Origin of the sequence: Pseudomonas sp. MIL9, assembly GCF_016887925.1 — a bacterium.
Taxonomy (GTDB): domain Bacteria; phylum Pseudomonadota; class Gammaproteobacteria; order Pseudomonadales; family Pseudomonadaceae; genus Aquipseudomonas; species Aquipseudomonas mohnii.
Genome location: NZ_JAFEHE010000012.1, coordinates 74,668 through 90,374, shown reverse-complemented (window position 1 = coordinate 90,374; position 15,707 = coordinate 74,668). Strand labels below are relative to the sequence as shown.

12 protein-coding genes and 1 pseudogene are annotated in these 15,707 nt (G+C 61.6%); 2 read left to right on the top strand and 11 right to left on the bottom strand.

Going from position 1 to position 15,707, the window contains the following annotated elements; translation table 11 throughout:
* Window positions 1-231 precede the first annotated feature (231 nt).
* Window positions 232-1,239, top strand: coding sequence for an Ldh family oxidoreductase (locus JQF37_RS15310; RefSeq protein ID WP_130207263.1), 1,008 nt, complete (start codon window positions 232-234; stop codon window positions 1,237-1,239).
* Window positions 1,240-1,305: 66 nt separating this feature from the next.
* Here JQF37_RS15310 and JQF37_RS15305 read toward each other — a convergent pair whose 3' ends face one another.
* The 11 genes and pseudogenes from JQF37_RS15305 to JQF37_RS15260 all read right to left on the bottom strand — a co-directional run bounded on the left by JQF37_RS15305 (window position 1,306) and on the right by JQF37_RS15260 (window position 13,304).
* Window positions 1,306-2,886 carry an aldehyde dehydrogenase (NADP(+)) gene (locus JQF37_RS15305; RefSeq protein ID WP_130207107.1) on the bottom strand — a complete coding sequence of 527 codons (1,581 nt, stop codon included), beginning with the start codon at window positions 2,884-2,886 and terminating at the stop codon, window positions 1,306-1,308.
* A 145-nt stretch (window positions 2,887-3,031) separates the two neighbouring features.
* Window positions 3,032-4,426 carry a fosfomycin efflux MFS transporter AbaF gene (abaF, locus tag JQF37_RS15300; RefSeq protein ID WP_130207109.1) on the bottom strand — a complete coding sequence of 465 codons (1,395 nt, stop codon included), beginning with the start codon at window positions 4,424-4,426 and terminating at the stop codon, window positions 3,032-3,034.
* 72 nt (window positions 4,427-4,498) lie between these two features.
* A complete protein-coding gene (locus JQF37_RS15295) occupies window positions 4,499-5,416 on the bottom strand; it encodes a dihydrodipicolinate synthase family protein (RefSeq protein WP_034150208.1) in 918 nt (305 codons plus the stop codon).
* Between the two features lie 163 nt (window positions 5,417-5,579).
* Window positions 5,580-6,608 carry a proline racemase family protein gene (locus JQF37_RS15290; RefSeq protein ID WP_090462589.1) on the bottom strand — a complete coding sequence of 343 codons (1,029 nt, stop codon included), beginning with the start codon at window positions 6,606-6,608 and terminating at the stop codon, window positions 5,580-5,582.
* A 47-nt stretch (window positions 6,609-6,655) separates the two neighbouring features.
* On the bottom strand, window positions 6,656-7,378 hold the full coding sequence (locus tag JQF37_RS15285) for an amino acid ABC transporter ATP-binding protein (RefSeq protein ID WP_047530195.1): 723 nt from the start codon (window positions 7,376-7,378) through the stop codon (window positions 6,656-6,658).
* A complete protein-coding gene (locus JQF37_RS15280) occupies window positions 7,371-8,021 on the bottom strand; it encodes an amino acid ABC transporter permease (RefSeq protein ID WP_047530192.1) in 651 nt (216 codons plus the stop codon). The genes JQF37_RS15285 and JQF37_RS15280 overlap by 8 nt, the downstream gene beginning before the upstream one ends.
* Before the next feature lie 10 nt (window positions 8,022-8,031).
* A complete protein-coding gene (locus JQF37_RS15275) occupies window positions 8,032-8,697 on the bottom strand; it encodes an amino acid ABC transporter permease (RefSeq protein ID WP_130207111.1) in 666 nt (221 codons plus the stop codon).
* The gene (locus JQF37_RS15270) at window positions 8,690-10,465 is read right to left on the bottom strand and encodes an aconitase family protein (RefSeq protein ID WP_130207113.1); all 1,776 of its coding nucleotides are present in this window, start codon (window positions 10,463-10,465) and stop codon (window positions 8,690-8,692) included. The genes JQF37_RS15275 and JQF37_RS15270 overlap by 8 nt, the downstream gene beginning before the upstream one ends.
* A gap of 10 nt (window positions 10,466-10,475) precedes the next feature.
* Entirely contained in the window at window positions 10,476-11,294 is an 819-nt protein-coding gene (locus tag JQF37_RS15265; protein WP_130207115.1) for a transporter substrate-binding domain-containing protein, read from the bottom strand.
* 827 nt (window positions 11,295-12,121) lie between these two features.
* Window positions 12,122-12,333: pseudogene (locus JQF37_RS31405) on the bottom strand (hypothetical protein).
* A 65-nt stretch (window positions 12,334-12,398) separates the two neighbouring features.
* Complete coding sequence (locus JQF37_RS15260) at window positions 12,399-13,304, bottom strand: universal stress protein (RefSeq protein ID WP_130207119.1); 906 nt, start codon at window positions 13,302-13,304, stop codon at window positions 12,399-12,401.
* A 384-nt stretch (window positions 13,305-13,688) separates the two neighbouring features.
* On the opposite strand from JQF37_RS15260, the gene JQF37_RS15255 reads away from it, so the two are divergent.
* The gene (locus tag JQF37_RS15255; RefSeq protein ID WP_130207121.1) at window positions 13,689-14,663 is read left to right on the top strand and encodes a TerC family protein; all 975 of its coding nucleotides are present in this window, start codon (window positions 13,689-13,691) and stop codon (window positions 14,661-14,663) included.
* Window positions 14,664-15,707 lie beyond the last annotated feature (1,044 nt).

Here is a 15,707-nt window from a genome sequence, read left to right as displayed (position 1 = left end):
TGCCGGGTTCCAGGCAGCCCGTCGGGGGATGGCACCGAGCCCTTCGTCTGAAGGGAATTTATGGGCAAACGCTGGCGTCAACCACTAGACATGGGTGTTTCAAACTAACGCTTTGGTATGGGCAGCCTGCCTCGAAACGCTGTGCCGATTTCGTCATTTTCCATGACCAAACCCATCAAGCCACGGCGGCTCGAATGGACCACCCTGAACGGTCTGTCCAAGGAGATGACCATGATCCAACTGAGCCTGATCGAAGCCCGAGAGTTGGCCGAATCGATCCTGTTGCACAACGGTTTTAACCTGGCCCATGCGCAAGCGGTGGCGGCGACGGTGATCGCCGGCGAGCGAGATGGCTGCGCCTCCCATGGTTTGTACCGGATTCTGGGGTGTGTGAATTCCCTGCGGGCCGGCAAGGTGTCGGCCACGGCCGAGCCGCAGGTGATCGACCAGGCACCGTCGATCGTGCGGGTGGATGCCGGGGGTGGATTTTCGCAGTTGGCATTCAAGGCGGGGTTGCCGTTGCTGGCGCAGAAAACCCGAGCCAACGGTATTGCCGCACTGGCGATCAACCGCTGCGTGCATTTTTCCGCGCTGTGGGTGGAGATCGAGCAACTGACCGCAGAGGGGCTGGTCGCGCTGGCGTGCAACCCGAGCCATGCCTGGGTAGCGCCGGCCGGGGGACGTCTGCCGGTGTTTGGCACCAATCCCATTGCCTTCGGCTGGCCGCGTGCGGGACAGGATCCTTTCGTGTTCGACTTTGCCACCAGCGCCATCGCCAGGGGTGACATCGAACTGCACCGCCGCGCCGGCAAAGCGATCCCCGAAGGCTGGGGCGTGGACGCGCAGGGCCAGCCGACGACCGACGCCAACGTGGTGCTCGACAGCGGCGCGATGCTGACGTTTGGCGGGCACAAGGGCTCGGCACTGGCGGCCATGGTCGAGTTGATCGCCGGGCCGTTGATCGGTGACCTGACCAGCGCTGAATCGCTGGCTTACGACGCCGGCAGCAAGTCTTCGCCGTACCATGGCGAGCTCATCATCGCACTGGATCCGCGACGCTTCCTGGGCGACTCGGCGCCGGTGCATCTGGCCAGGGCTGAAGCGTTGTTTCAGGGCATTGAAGGGCAGGGCGCACGTTTGCCGTCGCAGCGCCGTTATGCGGCGCGGGCGCGCAGCCTGGTGGAGGGGGTGCAGATTCCCGAAGCGCTGTACAACGACCTCAAGGCACTGCTGACCTGATTGCAACGGCACTACCTGACCTTTAGGAGCGGCCGGTCGACGCTCCTACAGGGATTGCAGTGTTTTTCAGATCGGGTCGCGGTGGCTGGTGCCGTCGACCAGTCGGGCGATGCCCAGCGGATTGGCGTTCTTCAGGGCGTCGGGTAGCAGCGCATCCGGGCAGTTCTGGTAGCACACCGGGCGCAGGAAACGCTCGATGGCCAGGCTGCCGACCGAGGTGCCACGGGCATCGGAGGTGGCCGGGTAGGGACCGCCATGCACCATCGCATCACAGACTTCGACCCCGGTGGGGTAGCCGTTGAACAACACCCGGCCAACCTTTTGCTCCAGCAGCCCCGGCAATTGCCCATGCGCCTGCAGATCTTCTGCCTCGCCTATCAGGGTCGCGGTGAGTTGCCCGTGCAAACTGTTCAGGGCCTGTTGCAGCTGAGCCGCATCGGCCACTTCGACCAGAAGGGTGGTCGGGCCAAACACTTCTTCCTGCAGCAGCGGATCACCCTGCAGCAACAGGCTGACATCGGCCTTGAACAGTTGCGGTCGGGCCTGATTGCCCTGTTGCTCATGACCGGCCAGGTGCGTCACCCCTGAATGGTTGAGCAAGGCCTGCACACCTTTCTCATAGCTGCCGAGGGTGCCGGCGTTGAGCATGGTTTGCGCGGGCTGCCCGGCCATCAGGGTCGCGAGCTGAGCGCTGAACGCGCTGAACTGCGGGGAACGGATACCGATCACCAACCCCGGATTGGTACAGAACTGACCGCAGCCCTGGACGACCGAAGCGACCAGTTCGCCGGCAATGCTTTCGCCGCGCAGCCGCAGGGCTTCGGGCAATACCACCACCGGGTTGATGCTGCTCATTTCGGCGAACACTGGAATCGGTTGTGGCCGCGCCGCCGCCATGTCGCATAACGCACGGCCGCCCTTGAGCGAACCGGTGAAGCCGACCGCCTGGATCGCCGGATGCTTGACCAGCGTTTCGCCAACGCCGGCCCCGTAGATCATGTTGAACACGCCTTTGGGCATGCCGGTCTGCTCGGCGGCGCGGATGATCGCACCGGCGACGATGTCGGCGGTCGCCATGTGACCGCTGTGGGCCTTGAACACCACCGGGCACCCGGCGGCCAGGGCTGCTGCGGTATCGCCGCCGGCCGTGGAGAAGGCCAGCGGGAAATTGCTCGCGCCGAACACTGCGACCGGGCCGACACCGATCCGGTACTGACGCAGGTCGACCCGTGGCAACGGTTGACGGTCGGGCAGGGCACGGTCGATGCGCGCAGCGTAGAAATCGCCGCGACGCAGGACTTGGGCGAACAGGCGCATCTGGCCACTGGTGCGTGCGCGCTCACCCTGAATGCGTGCGCCCGGCAACGCGGTTTCGCGAGTGACCAGGGCGACGAACCGGTCATCCAGCGCGTCCAGTTGCGCGGCGATGGCGTCGAGAAAGTCCGCCCGGCGCGTGGCCGGCAGGTTGCGAAAAGCCGGGTAAGCCGCCGCCGCGGCCTGGGCGGCGGCGTCCACTTCCTCCACCGTGGCTTGCATGAACGAATAGGGCAGCGCTTCGCCGGTGCTGGCGTCACGGCTGTGCAAGGTGATGCTGCCAGCGGCACTGCGCGCACCGCCGATGTAGTTGTGGCCGAGGATCTCGGACATTGAGTACTCCTGTCGCAAATGAGGAATGGAACCCTTGTAGGAGCGAGCTTGCTCGCGATGGACGTCAACGATTACGCGTGCTTTCTGAATTAACGCGTTGTCCCTATGTTCTTCGCGAGCAGGCTCGCTCCTACAGGTAAAAAGCTCACGCCAGCGAATCAGCCCGACGCGGGGCGGCCGAGGCCGGGTCCAGCGCGGCAATGCGCGCCGCCGATTCGGCATCCACCGAACGCAGCGACTTGCCACGGGTCTCGCGGGTCAGGCCGACGGCGACGATGGAGATCAGTGCGGCGACGACCAGGTACCAGGCGATCGGCGTCGAGCTGTGGTACTTGTTGAGCAGGGTGATGGCGATCAGCGGAGCCAGGGAGCCGGCGAAGATCGGCGCCACCTGGTAGCACAGCGACAACGCGGTGTAGCGCACGTGGGTCGGGAACATCTCGGCCATCAGTGCCGAGTAGGGTGCGTAGGTCATCGACTCGATGGCCAGGCCCAGGGTGATGGCCGCCATGATCAGCCAGTTGTTGCCCGTGTCCATCATCGGGAAACCGACGAAGCCCCAGAAAGCGGTGAGCACCGCGCCGACCAGGTACACCGGTTTGCGCCCGACCAGGTCCGACAGGTAGCCCATCAGCGGAATCAGGAAGAAGTGCAGCAGGTGAGCGCCGAACATCAGCAGCAGGATTTCCGAGGTGTCCTTGTGCACCACCAGCTTCAGGTAGGTGATCGAGAACGTCACCACGGTGTAGTAGAGGATGTTTTCGGCGAACCGCGCGCCGATGCCCACCAGCACCGAACGCCAGTGATGGCGCAGCACTTCCACCACCCCCAGTTGTTGCTGCCGGGTTTGTGCCTGGCGTGCCTGGGCTTCCTTGAAGATCGGCGCGTCATCGACACTGGTTCGAATCCAGTAGCCGATCAGCACCACCACCGCCGAGAACCAGAACGCCACGCGCCAGCCCCAGGCGAGGAATTGCTGCTCCGACAGGTTCGATGACAACAACAGCAGGGCGACCGTGGCTACCAGGTTGCCGGCGGGCACACCGGCTTGCGGCCAACTGGCCCAGAAGCCACGGCGATTATCCGGGCAGTGTTCCGACACCAGCAGAATCGCACCGCCCCATTCGCCGCCAAAGGCGAAGCCCTGGATCAGGCGCAGCAGCACCAGCAACACCGGCGCGGCATAGCCGATCTGGTCGAAACCGGGCAGGCAGCCCATCAGGAACGTGGTGATGCCGACCACCACCAGGCTCAGTTGCAGCAGGCGCTTGCGGCCGAACTTGTCACCGTAGTGACCGAACACCAGGCCACCCAGCGGCCGGGCGAGAAAGCCCACGGCATAGAGGGCGAAGGCGGCAATGATGCCGTCGATGGGGCTGTCGGTCTGGCGAAAGAACAACTGGCCGAACACCAGTGCCGACGCCGTACCGTAGAGAAAGAATTCGTACCACTCGGCGACAGTGCCGGCCATGGCCGCGGCCACGACGCGCTTGAGTCCCGAGGGTGTGGTTGCGCTTTGAATGTGTTGAGCGTTGGACATGATGACGTTCCCTGTAGAGGCGCAAAAAACAGGCAGCCGGGCCAGACCCCCGAGGGCCCGCCCGGCAATCACTCAGAGACCGACGTCCGGCAGCTGCGGACGGTTGGCCAGGGCCTTGGCCATGATCTGTTCGACGAACACCCGGTCGGCTTCTGGCAGGGCCAGGCGCGGTGGACGGGTCAGGGCGCTGCCGCGACCGGCGATGGCTTCACACAGCTTGATGCACTGCACCAGGTCGGCACGGGCATCGAGGTGCAGGATCGGCATCAGCCATTCGTAGATCGGCATGGCTTCGGCAAAACGTCCGGCCTTGGCCAGGCGGAAGATGGTTTCACCTTCTTTCGGGAACACGTTGGACATGCCCGACACCCAGCCCTCGGCACCGACGGCGATGCTTTCCAGCACCACATCATCGAGACCGGCGAACAGCACGAAGCGGTCACCGACTTCATTGCGCACGTCGATGAAACGACGGGTATCGCCCGACGAATCCTTGAAGCACACCACGTTGTCGCAGTCGGCCAGGGAAATCAGGATGTCCGGGGTGACGTCGTTTTTGTAGATCGGCGGGTTGTTGTAGACCATCAGCGGTACGTCGGCGTTTTTCGCCACGTAGCGGTAGTGCTCGGCGGTCTCGAACGGCTTGGAACCGTAGACCAGCGCCGGCATCAGCATCACACCGTCGACGCCGACCTTGCGCACGGCGTTGGCGACCTTGGCCGCTTGCACGCTGGTGAATTCGGCGACGCCGCAGATCACCGGTACACGGCCGCGAGAAGCGTCCACGGCCACTTCAGTCACGGCGATTTTTTCTTCGGCGGTCAGCGAGGTGTTTTCACCGACCGAACCGCAGACCACCAGGCCCGACACGCCGTCACGGATGACGTTGGAGATCACCTGGTGGGTTTTGTCCAGGTTAATGGTGAAGTCATCGTTGAATTGCGTGGTCACCGCGGGGAAGACGCCACTCCAGTTAATTCGCTTGCTCATTGTTGCCTCCGGTTCGTTAATTGTATTTCGTATACGATATTTAAAGTGAAAGCATTCGGCTAGTGCTTTTTTCAGGTTTTTTCGGGTTTATCCGGCCGTTGGTCTGGTGAAGCTCATGTAGCGAGGGAGCAAGCACCCTCGCCACAAAGGCTTTGCATCGATATCAAGCACCGGGCCAGGTATCCGAAAGGCGATAGCCCTGTGGCCATGGATCGCTCGGATCGAGCAACAGTTGGTGGGTGCCGGTGATCCAGGCTCGCCCGGAAATGCACGGGTAGATGGCGGCGCGGCCGGCCACTTCGGTCAGCGAATCGATGCGGCAGTGGAACTCGGAACCGATGATCGAGCGCCCGATAAAACGCTCGCCCACCTGCATCAAGCCCTTGGCCTGCAACACCGCCATGCGTGCCGAGCAACCGGTGCCGGTGGGCGAGCGGTCGATTTTGCCCGGTTGAATGACCACCGCATTGGCGCCGGTGGCGATGCCGTTCTCATGGACGATGGGCGCGGCGATCTGGCAGAACGAGATGTGCGACCAATCGGGGTTCAGCGGATGAACGAAGCCCAGTTGTTCGTTGGCCGCACGGGTGATTTTCAGCCCGACCGCCACCAGATCGGCGGCCTCGTCGGGGCGGATGGAAAAGCCCAGGCCCTTGGCATCGGCGATCACGAAACTGTCGCCGCCGTAAGCCGTATCGACCTGCAGCGAACCGATGCCCTCGACTTCGATCCAGGCATCCAGGCGATCGGCGAAGGAGGGCACGTTCTTGATTTCCACCCGTTCGACCTTGCCATCACGGCAGTCGGCCACGGCCTCGATCAACCCACCGGGGGCTTCCAGCACCAGGCGGGTTTGCGGTTCGGTCATTGGCAGGATGCCGCTGTCGAGCAACACCGTGGCCACGCACAAGGAGTTTGATCCGGACATCGGCGGCGTGTCGGCCGGCTCCATGATGATCCAGGCCATTTGCGCCCGCGGGTCCTTGGCCGGCACCAGCAGGTTGACGTGACGGAATACCCCGCCGCGCGGCTCGTTGAGCACGAAGTTGCGCAGGGTTTCATCCCTGGCGATCCAGCGCGACTGCTCCCATACGGTGGCGCCGGGCGGTGGCGCGACACCGCCGACAATCACGTCGCCGACCTCGCCTTCGGCGTGGCAGCTGACGACGTGGATGACTTTTGATGAACGCATGCTGTGCTCCTTGTTTCGCCTGTCAGGGCCTCATCGCGGGCCATCAATTACTTCACAGATTTGAGAAACGCCGCCGTCTCCGCATGCACCGGATTGCCGATGACCTGGTCCGGCGAGCCGATCTCGTGCACCAGGCCATTGCGAAAGAACGCCACGCGGTCGGACACGTCGCGGGCGAAGCGGATCTCGTGGGTCACCAGGACCATGGTCATGCCGTCTTCGGCGAGCATGCGCATGGTGTCCAGCACTTCGCCCACCAGTTGCGGGTCGAGGGCCGAGGTGGCTTCGTCGAACAGCATGTAGTCCGGCGACATCGCCAGGGCACGGGCGATGGCCATGCGTTGCTGCTGACCGCCGGACAGCTTGCCGGGGAAGGTCTTGAGCTTGTCGCCCAGGCCCACATGGGTCAGTTGCTTGACCGCCAGTTCTTCAGCTTCGGCCTTGCTTTTGCCCAGTACCTTGCGCGGCGCCAGCATGACGTTTTCCAGCACCGTCAAATGCGGGAAGGCGTTCCATTGCTGGAACACGATGCCGATCTTCTGCCGCAGGCGGTTGAGGTCGGTGGCGCTGTGATGGACCTCGACGCCGTCGACACGGATGTTGCCTTTCTGGATCGGTTCCAGGCCGTTGATGCACATCAAGAGGGTCGATTTTCCGGAGCCGGAGCCGCCGATGATCGACACCACCTCGCCCTTGTTCACCGTCAGGTTCACGCCCTTGACCACTTCGAGGTTGCCGAAGGATTTATGTACGTTGTCGATCTCAATCATTTTCTTGCCACCTTCTTTCCAGACGAGCGCCGAGGCGGGCGACCACCAGGCTCATGACGTAGTAGATAAGGCCCGCGATGCACAGCACCAGCAGCGGTTCCTGGATGCGGGTCACGATGGTTTGCGAGGCGCGCAGCAGTTCGACGATGCCGATCCACATCACCAGCGCGGTGTCTTTCATCACCCCGAGCACCAGGTTCAGCCAGCCGGGGAAGGCCACCCGCGTGGCCATCGGCAGGACGATCCAGCGCAGGTCCTGGAGAAAACTCAGGCCCAATGAACGACTGGCGCGGCGCACCGTGAACGGCACGGCCAACACGCCGCCGCGCACGATTTCGGTGAAGTACGCAGCCGTGTAGACCCCCAGCACGATGCACCCGACGCTGAAGGCACTGATGTTCAGGCCGACGATGCTTTTGAGTGAGTTGAACAGCACGAACTGGATCAGCAACGGCACGCTGCGAAACACATCCAGCACCCAGGCCAGCGGCAGGCTGGCCCGTGGCAACAGCGCCCGCAGCAGGCCGAACAGCAGGCCCGCCAGGGAACCGAGGATGATCGACCAGAACGTCAGCTGCAGGGTGACCCAGGCCCCGTTGAGCAGGAACAGCAGGTCATTCGAGGAAAAATCGGTGGCAAACATGGACAGCTCCTCAGTAACGGAACAACCGCCAGGCCATCAGCCGGGCTGTCGCGACGATCGCCTTGGCAATCGCGTAATACAGCACCGCAGCGATGGCGAAGTACTCGAAGGTGCGGAAGGTTTTGACGTTGTATTCCTGGGTCACGCCGGTCAGGTCATTGTTCAGCCCGACGATCACCCCCAGCGACGTCATCAGCACCGCCCAGACCATCTGATTGGTCAGCGGGTAGAAGACGATGCGCAGCAACTGCGGAACGATGATCATGCGGTAGGTCTGGAAGGCGCTCATGCCCAGCGATCGTGCGGCACGCACCTGGGTGTGGGGCACGGCCTTGAGCCCGCCGCGAAAGTTTTCCGCCAGGTAACCGGCATTGTTGAAGGTGATCCCGGCCAGCAACGCGAGCCACGAACTGACATGCAAGCCCAGCGAGCCGAGGCCGAAGTACAGGACGTAGATCTGGAACAGCGATGGGGTGTTGCGGGCAATCGATACCCAGCCATTGCCGATGCCGCGCAACAGCGGATGCCTGGCTTCACGCATGACCGTCAGGGCCAGGGCGATCAGCACGCCGAAGATCATCGACAGGGCGGCGGTCTCGAAGGTGACCAGGGCGCCGCTGAGCATATCGGGCAGGGCGCGCAGGGCCGAGCGCCATTGGAAGGTGTAATCAAACATGCGCGGGGCTCTCCAGTTGGGCAGCAGGTTGCAGCCAGGCCGGCAGTCGCCCGCTGGCCGTGGCACTGCACGCGGCATCGACGCATTCGGCCAGGCTGGCGAAATGCACCTTGCGCCCCACCAGGCCCGGGGCGTAATGGGCGTACTTGCCGGAGTTGGTCATCAGGGTGGTCGCGGCTGGCGGAATCACCGGCTCGCCGAGCATGCACCAGCAGGTGTCGGTGACCAGGGTGGCGCCGAAGGCCTCGATCACCGCGATATGCCCGGCCTCGCGCGCCTGTTCCAGTACCGCACGCCCGCAGGTGATGGCGAGCACCACGTCCGGGTGTTTGTGCCGACCCCGGCACAGCCGCGCCAGGTGAGCGAATTCGCCGAGGGAAAAATGCGGGTTGCCCAGCGACACCACATCCACCCGCGGGTCACGGGCGCTGTTGAGCTCGCGCCAACTGAGCATCAAGTCCTGCAGGCGGATTTTTTCCACGGGGATGCGTGTGCCGGCGTCCAGCACCTGTGCCGGGTCGATGGCCTCCGGGGTGACCCCGGCGATGTGAAACAGCGGCGCCGCCGAGGTGGTGGCGAAAGCCGCACCGAAGGCTTTCAGGTCGTCCAGGCTCGGCTTGCGCTTTTCCAGGCCCAGCACCAACGGCACGCGGCTGCCGGCCAACGCACCGATGTGATAACCGAGCAGCGGGTAAAAGGCATCGTCCAGCTCACCAAGGGCGGGCAACTCGATCTGCAACCGCGCCTTGCGTTGCGTGTCCAGATGGCAGCCGATCAACGGGGCGCGGCCGGTCAGGGCGATGCAGATGTCGAGGTAGTCCGGATACTTCAGGGTACGCGCGCCCAGCACGCTGTTGGCGTAGACCACGGCGTTGGATTCGGCCCAGACAATCTGCTCGCGTGCCTTGGGCGCCGAGTCGAGCAAGTAGGGCGCACAGGTGTAGCTGAGCTGTGCGCCCATCGCCATGTAGGCATCGCCCAGGGCACTCGCGGGTTCGCCGAGGGCCGGGTCGACGCCCAATTCGCGCCAACGGCGCTGGTCCACGGAGATCGAATTGAGGGTGGTGGGCACCCGGACTTTCGCCCCCCATTGCACCAACTGTCGGGCAAAGCGCAGGCTCGCCGGTCCCGTGTAGATGCAGCCATCGATGTGCGCCTGGGTGACATCCACCAGGCTACGGGCACCTTGCAGCTCGGCCATGCGCAGGACGATCTGCATGGCCACCTGGGCGGCTTTGTCCTGCTCGCCGTCGAGCAGGGCCTGATCCTGTTCGGTCAGTTCAAAGGTGTGTGTTGCATCTGTCTGCAACGGGCTGTCGATGGCCTGCCAGGCATCGCCCGGCGGCTGATCGAACACGCTCACCGTGGTGTTCTCGACCCGGGCGAAAGCCCCGCCGCGCAAGGCGGCGAAGGCCTCCTGGCCGATGCATAGCACCGGCAGGGAACGCTCGAAAATGGTCTGAGCCACCAGCACGCCCAGGGTCAGGATCTCATCGGGTTCGGCCAGCACCAGTGCCGCCGGTGCATGGCCATTGCTGATCAGCTCCATCAACACGCTGCTGCCGGTGCACGAGCCACGGCCGCTGGGAATCGCCAGCACACAACCGGCCAGGTATTCGCCGCTGAGAGGATGGTGGCGATCGATGACCTCGCCACTGGCGGAGTCCACCCCGCCCCAGAAACTCAGGCCGACATCGGCGAACAACAGGGCGCCTTGAGCAGCGCCCGCGACCAGGCTGCGACCGGTCAGAAAAGTGGACCTGGGCATACCGGGCACCTTAGTAGTAAACCTGTGGCACGGTCAGGTTGGTCGGCGCGATATCGGTGCCGACCCATTTGACGAACAGCTCCTTGTAACGACCGGTGCGCACTTGCTGGTTGACGAACAGGTTGAGGTAGTTGAGCAGGCCATACTCGTTGCGCTTGGCGCCGAGGGACACATAGTCGATGACGTAGGGGGCGTTACCGGCGACTTTCAGATTTTTGTATTTACCCGACTTGAGCGTGGCGGCAGCGACGGTGTTGGTGACCACGGTTGCGTCGATGTGGCCCTGGGCGACGGCCAGCAAGGTGTCGTTCTGCGACTGATAAGCACGGAAACTGCCGGTGCCCCAGTTCTTCACGTCTTTCTCCAGGGCGATGGCCTCATAGGTGCCGCTGGTATTGCCCACCGCTTTGCCCTTGAGGTCGTCAAAGCCATTGATGCCGGTATCGTCGCGGGTCAGCACCACCATCTGGAACGCGAAGTAAGGCACGGTGAGGCCGACGGTCTTGGCGCGTTCGAGGGTGTCGGAGGTGGAGGCGACGATCACATCGGCTCGCCCCGAGACCAGTGCCGGGATGCGGTCCGGGAACGGCGTCTCGACCACTTCGGCCTCGACCCCGAGGATCTTCGCCAGGTCATGGCAGTAGTCCACGTCGAAGCCGGCCGGGTTGTTGCCCCCATCGCGGAAACCCATGGGCGGGAAGTCCAGGGTGACGGCACAGCGCAGCTTGCCCGAGCCGATGATGTCGTCGAGCTTGTCGGCCTGTGCGGTGGCGATGAAGGAAGTACTGAGAACAGCGCTGAGGGCTACGGCAAATGCGGGGTTTTTCATAGAGGCCTCGTTGGGTTAAGTGCTGTTGAATATCGTATTGGGGATTTCGTATACGATATTAACAATAGCAATCAATGTGCCTGTTTCCAGTTTCAGTCGTGAAATTGTTTTTGGGCCTTGGGTTAGAGGCGTTTCAGGGGCGTTGTGACTGGAAGGGTTGCGCCGTTGCTGCGCTGGGCGGTGTTACATATGGGAGCATCGGTTGCGCTGATGCCCCGTTAAGAAACATGGGAGTACCTATCCGTTTCTGCGGTAACGGCCGCTGGCGGTTTCGCCCTGACGGCGAGTCACTTGGAAAAGCCCCAAGTAACCAAGGGCTCTTGCCCCTTTCGTTCGGTGCCTCGCCCAGGCTCGGCATGCCTTCGCTCCGGTCCTGCTCCGTGAGCCCGCCGCCATCGGCCATCCATGGCCGGGGGCGGCTAAACCGGCATCCATGCCGGGTTGCCCACTGCGCAAAACCTGCGCTCAGCCTCTCGAGGGGGCAAGAAGATCAAAAGCAAACGCGAGGCGGCCTGACAGCCGACCTGATTGCAGGGTTGGCATGGGCGCCGTGGCGCTTTCTTGCAACAACGGGCGATTGATGGGCAGGTGCAGGGTTTTCGAAGAAGCGTCGTTTGAGTTTGCTGACACTCAGCGGTGCGAGGTCTTCGTTGTGTGAAGTGTTGGAAGCCAGCGCCAGCCGCCCTTCGCGTTCATCAATGATGACACCGGTGTTTTTGGCTGAGGGTTTCGGCGTCGGCCAGTAAAGGGTTGGCGGTTGGCGTGCCGGTCTCGTCGGCACAGTGTTGGGGGCTACTTCACTGGAGCGAATGGACTCAGTATATAGGTCAGTTGGCCTTTTTGCCGACGACGCGCATTTCGATTGGGGGCTTAATAAAAAATACGGAAACTTCTTCGGCCTCCAATCGCTTGAATAATGTTACCGGACTCGTCCTCGGTGATGGCCATGCCAATCTCGGTAGATCCGCCAGCCCGTTGATAGAGTCGCGCCATGGAGCCCAATATTTTTGGCCAAATTATCGATCCGGTCGCCAAGCATTTTTCCTGATAGCAGCGGTTTTTGGCGCTGATGCGGTTTGATCCAAGCTAACGGAAATCGTTGACTTACCTGAGATCCGCTTCTCCCTTGATGGCCAAAACGCTGCAGGGCACCTGATACAGAACATGCTCCGTGGTACTGCCTACCAGCTTGTCGACCCCTTTGCGATGGGTATTTCCCATGACGAAGACATCCGCTCGAGTATGAGTGGCAAAATCGGCCATTGCTTTGGTTGGCGGCCCTGCTATGAAGTGTTGTCGCTCAGGTGGCACGCCGTGGCGTCCAGCCAAGGCAACAAAGCACTTTTCAAGTGACCGGCGCACGTCGTTGCTGAAGCCTGGCATCGTCACGGCACCAGTACCTGCATCAGAGAAATGTGTGTGTGTCAGTTCGTAGGCATACAGCATGTGCAATTCAGCCTCACATTGCGTAGCCAGTTCGTTCGCCGCCTGAATGACGCTGTCGTTGATTCCGCTGATCTGACCCTCTGGATGCGATGGATCAACCGCCGCCACAATCACCCGAGGAAGCGGACACCTGACTTCGCTGACCAGATGTATGGGGGGCTGACATTCACGCAACAACTGCCAATCCAAAGGCGTGACGAAGACGCGTTTGAGCGCTGATTCATGATGTACGTCCTTGATGATCAGGTCCGGCTGCATTTCAGCCACATGTTCGAGGATCGCTTGCAGCGGGTCGCGGGTCAAAGCAACTTCGGTGGTCACGTTGATACCTTTCCTGCGCATGAGTTCGGCCTCATCCGTCAACCATTGCAGGTTCTCCTGTCGGCAACTCTCACGAAGTTGTTCGCTGTTGCTCATTAACCGCATAAGGTCGAAGTCTTCGATGAACACAGCGACATGCAGCGCTGCGCCTGTAGCGTCGGCCAGTGCGATTGCCCGCTCCATCGCCGGCGAGTGACGCATGGTGGGACCTGCGATCAGAAAGAGTCGTTGATACTGCCTCATGTGACACCTCCAATGTTCCGGGTTATCCGCTAGCCCCCCAGCACTCTCGCTTGTCCCACCATTGGCGATCTTTTATCGCCTCATTAAGTGGATCAACACTATCAATATACGCCTGCATCACCGGCTTACCAGTTGCCAAGACTGTCGAAGGGGATAGCAGACCTTTGCATCACGATCGAGCAGGAGACGGGATTGCTGGAAACGCGCGCCACGCCACCCGCCTTGACCACGGGGCATAACCAATGCGGATGCTGGTAGTCGAGCACCTGAATCGATACTTCGTAAAAAACGAACTATTCGCAACGAATAAACGATTTTTGTTGTGGTAACAGGCTCGCTAGCATGACTCCTCCAGCCTATTGCTGCTTCATTCGGAGACAGTAAATGACCGCCATCAGCGTCGGCCAATCCTGGATGTGGGCCGCCTTCATCATGTTCGTCCTTGCCATGCTGGCGCTCGATCTGTTCGTCTTCGGCGGGCGCAAAGCACATCGTGTTTCGGTCCGCGAAGCGCTGGCCTGGGTCATCGCCTGGGTCAGCCTGGCACTGGTCTTCGCCGCACTGCTCTGGTGGTATCTGCACAACCATGTCGGTGCCGAAGTGGCCCAACGTACAATGCTCGAATTTCTCACCGGCTACCTGATCGAACAATCGCTGTCGATCGACAACATGTTCGTTTTCGTCATGATCTTCAGCTACTTCGCCGTGCCGCCAGAGTTGCAGCGCCGAGTCCTGCTCTATGGCGTGCTTGGCGCCATCGTCATGCGTGCCGGTATGATTTTCGCTGGTGTTTGGCTGGTGCAGGAGTTTGCCTGGCTGCTCTATGTCTTCGGTGCTTTCCTCGTCATCACCGGCATCAAGATGCTGATCTTTGCCAACCAGCAGCCAGACCTCGAAAAGAACCCTTTGCTGCGCTGGCTGCGTAGCCATCTTCGCATCACCGACGGCTTTCACGGCGAGCGCTTCTTCGTGCGCCAGAACGGCCTGCGCTGGGCGACGCCGATGTTCCTGGTGCTGGTACTGATTGAGGCCAGCGACCTGGTGTTCGCAGTGGATAGCATCCCGGCTATCTTCGCCGTCACCACCGACCCCTTCATCGTGTTCACCTCCAACATCTTCGCCATCATGGGCCTGCGCGCACTGTATTTTCTGCTCGCCGACATGGCTGACCGCTTTCACTTGCTCAAATATGGCCTGGCCATCGTACTGGTGTTCATCGGCGGCAAGATGCTGGTCGCGCCGTGGTGGCACGTGCCGATCCAATGGTCGCTGACCACAGTCGGCGGCATCATATTGATTTCCGTCCTGTTGAGCCTGACTTTGACGAAGAGCAAAACACGGGTTACGGGAAAGCAATGATGAATCAGAGATGTTGGCGCTGATGCGGTTTCGACCCAGGCTAGCGGAAATCAAAAACCTTCCCGAATACTTGGTAATCGATGATCTTATGCGTGTCTTCACAAACCGCCTCGTCACGAATCTAGTGAACGACCGTTTTAGGCGATTTCAGCCTGTCGCAACTGGCTGAAAACGGCCAAAAGAAGACAATGATAGAAAAATAAATCCCCATTTCGATGGTTCCCTTTTAGATGATGCGCATGTTGAAGATGCAGAGTGGCTAGCTGTTGTCGAGGTCCATAGGACGCGCTTGACCACTCCCCAGAGCGCCAAAAACCAGGAGTAGATCACTACAGGGGGGGCGCGGTGGTAGTCTTCAATTGCTACCGCCTTCACAAGCTGGTGTATTGGTCTACGCTGAGGCGGCAAAAGGCCACTGCCTACTCAGGGTTCTAGGATGACGTGCGCCATATCTAAGTCCGCCCCTTGGCTTGTTCCCTAACGTTTCCTCTCCACGGATGCGAGACATGATTGAATCGATCACCCTTTCCGGCATAGCAACCTACAGCCCTGTGTGGACCACTTAGATGGTGCGTCGCGCTATGCGCTGCTGGGGATCTCCAACAGCATCATGGTGGCGGAGATCACGGCGAACCGGATGCTGGATCAGATCGACCCGCCTGAGTAACCTCTGTTAATGCAGCGGCTCTTTTTGGGGGCCGCTCATTCCCATAGGGAAATGCGTATGACCTCCCGACCAGGTCGGCCGGTAGGCCGCCTCGTGTGTTTTGGAGGTACACGCCCCCTCGAGAGGCCGCGTGGAGGTTCTGCGCAGTGGGTACCGCGGCAGGGATGCCGCGGTAGCCGCCCCCGGCCATGGATGGCCGATGGCGGCGGGCCCACGGAGCAGGACCGGAGCTAGGGCATGCCTCGCCCAGGCGATGCACCGAACGAAAGGGGCAGAGCGCTTTGGTTACTTTCGCGCGCTTCGAAAGTGACCCGCCGTCAGGGCGGAACCAAAAGCCGCCATCACCGAAGAAACGGATCTGCCCACGACTCCAACCC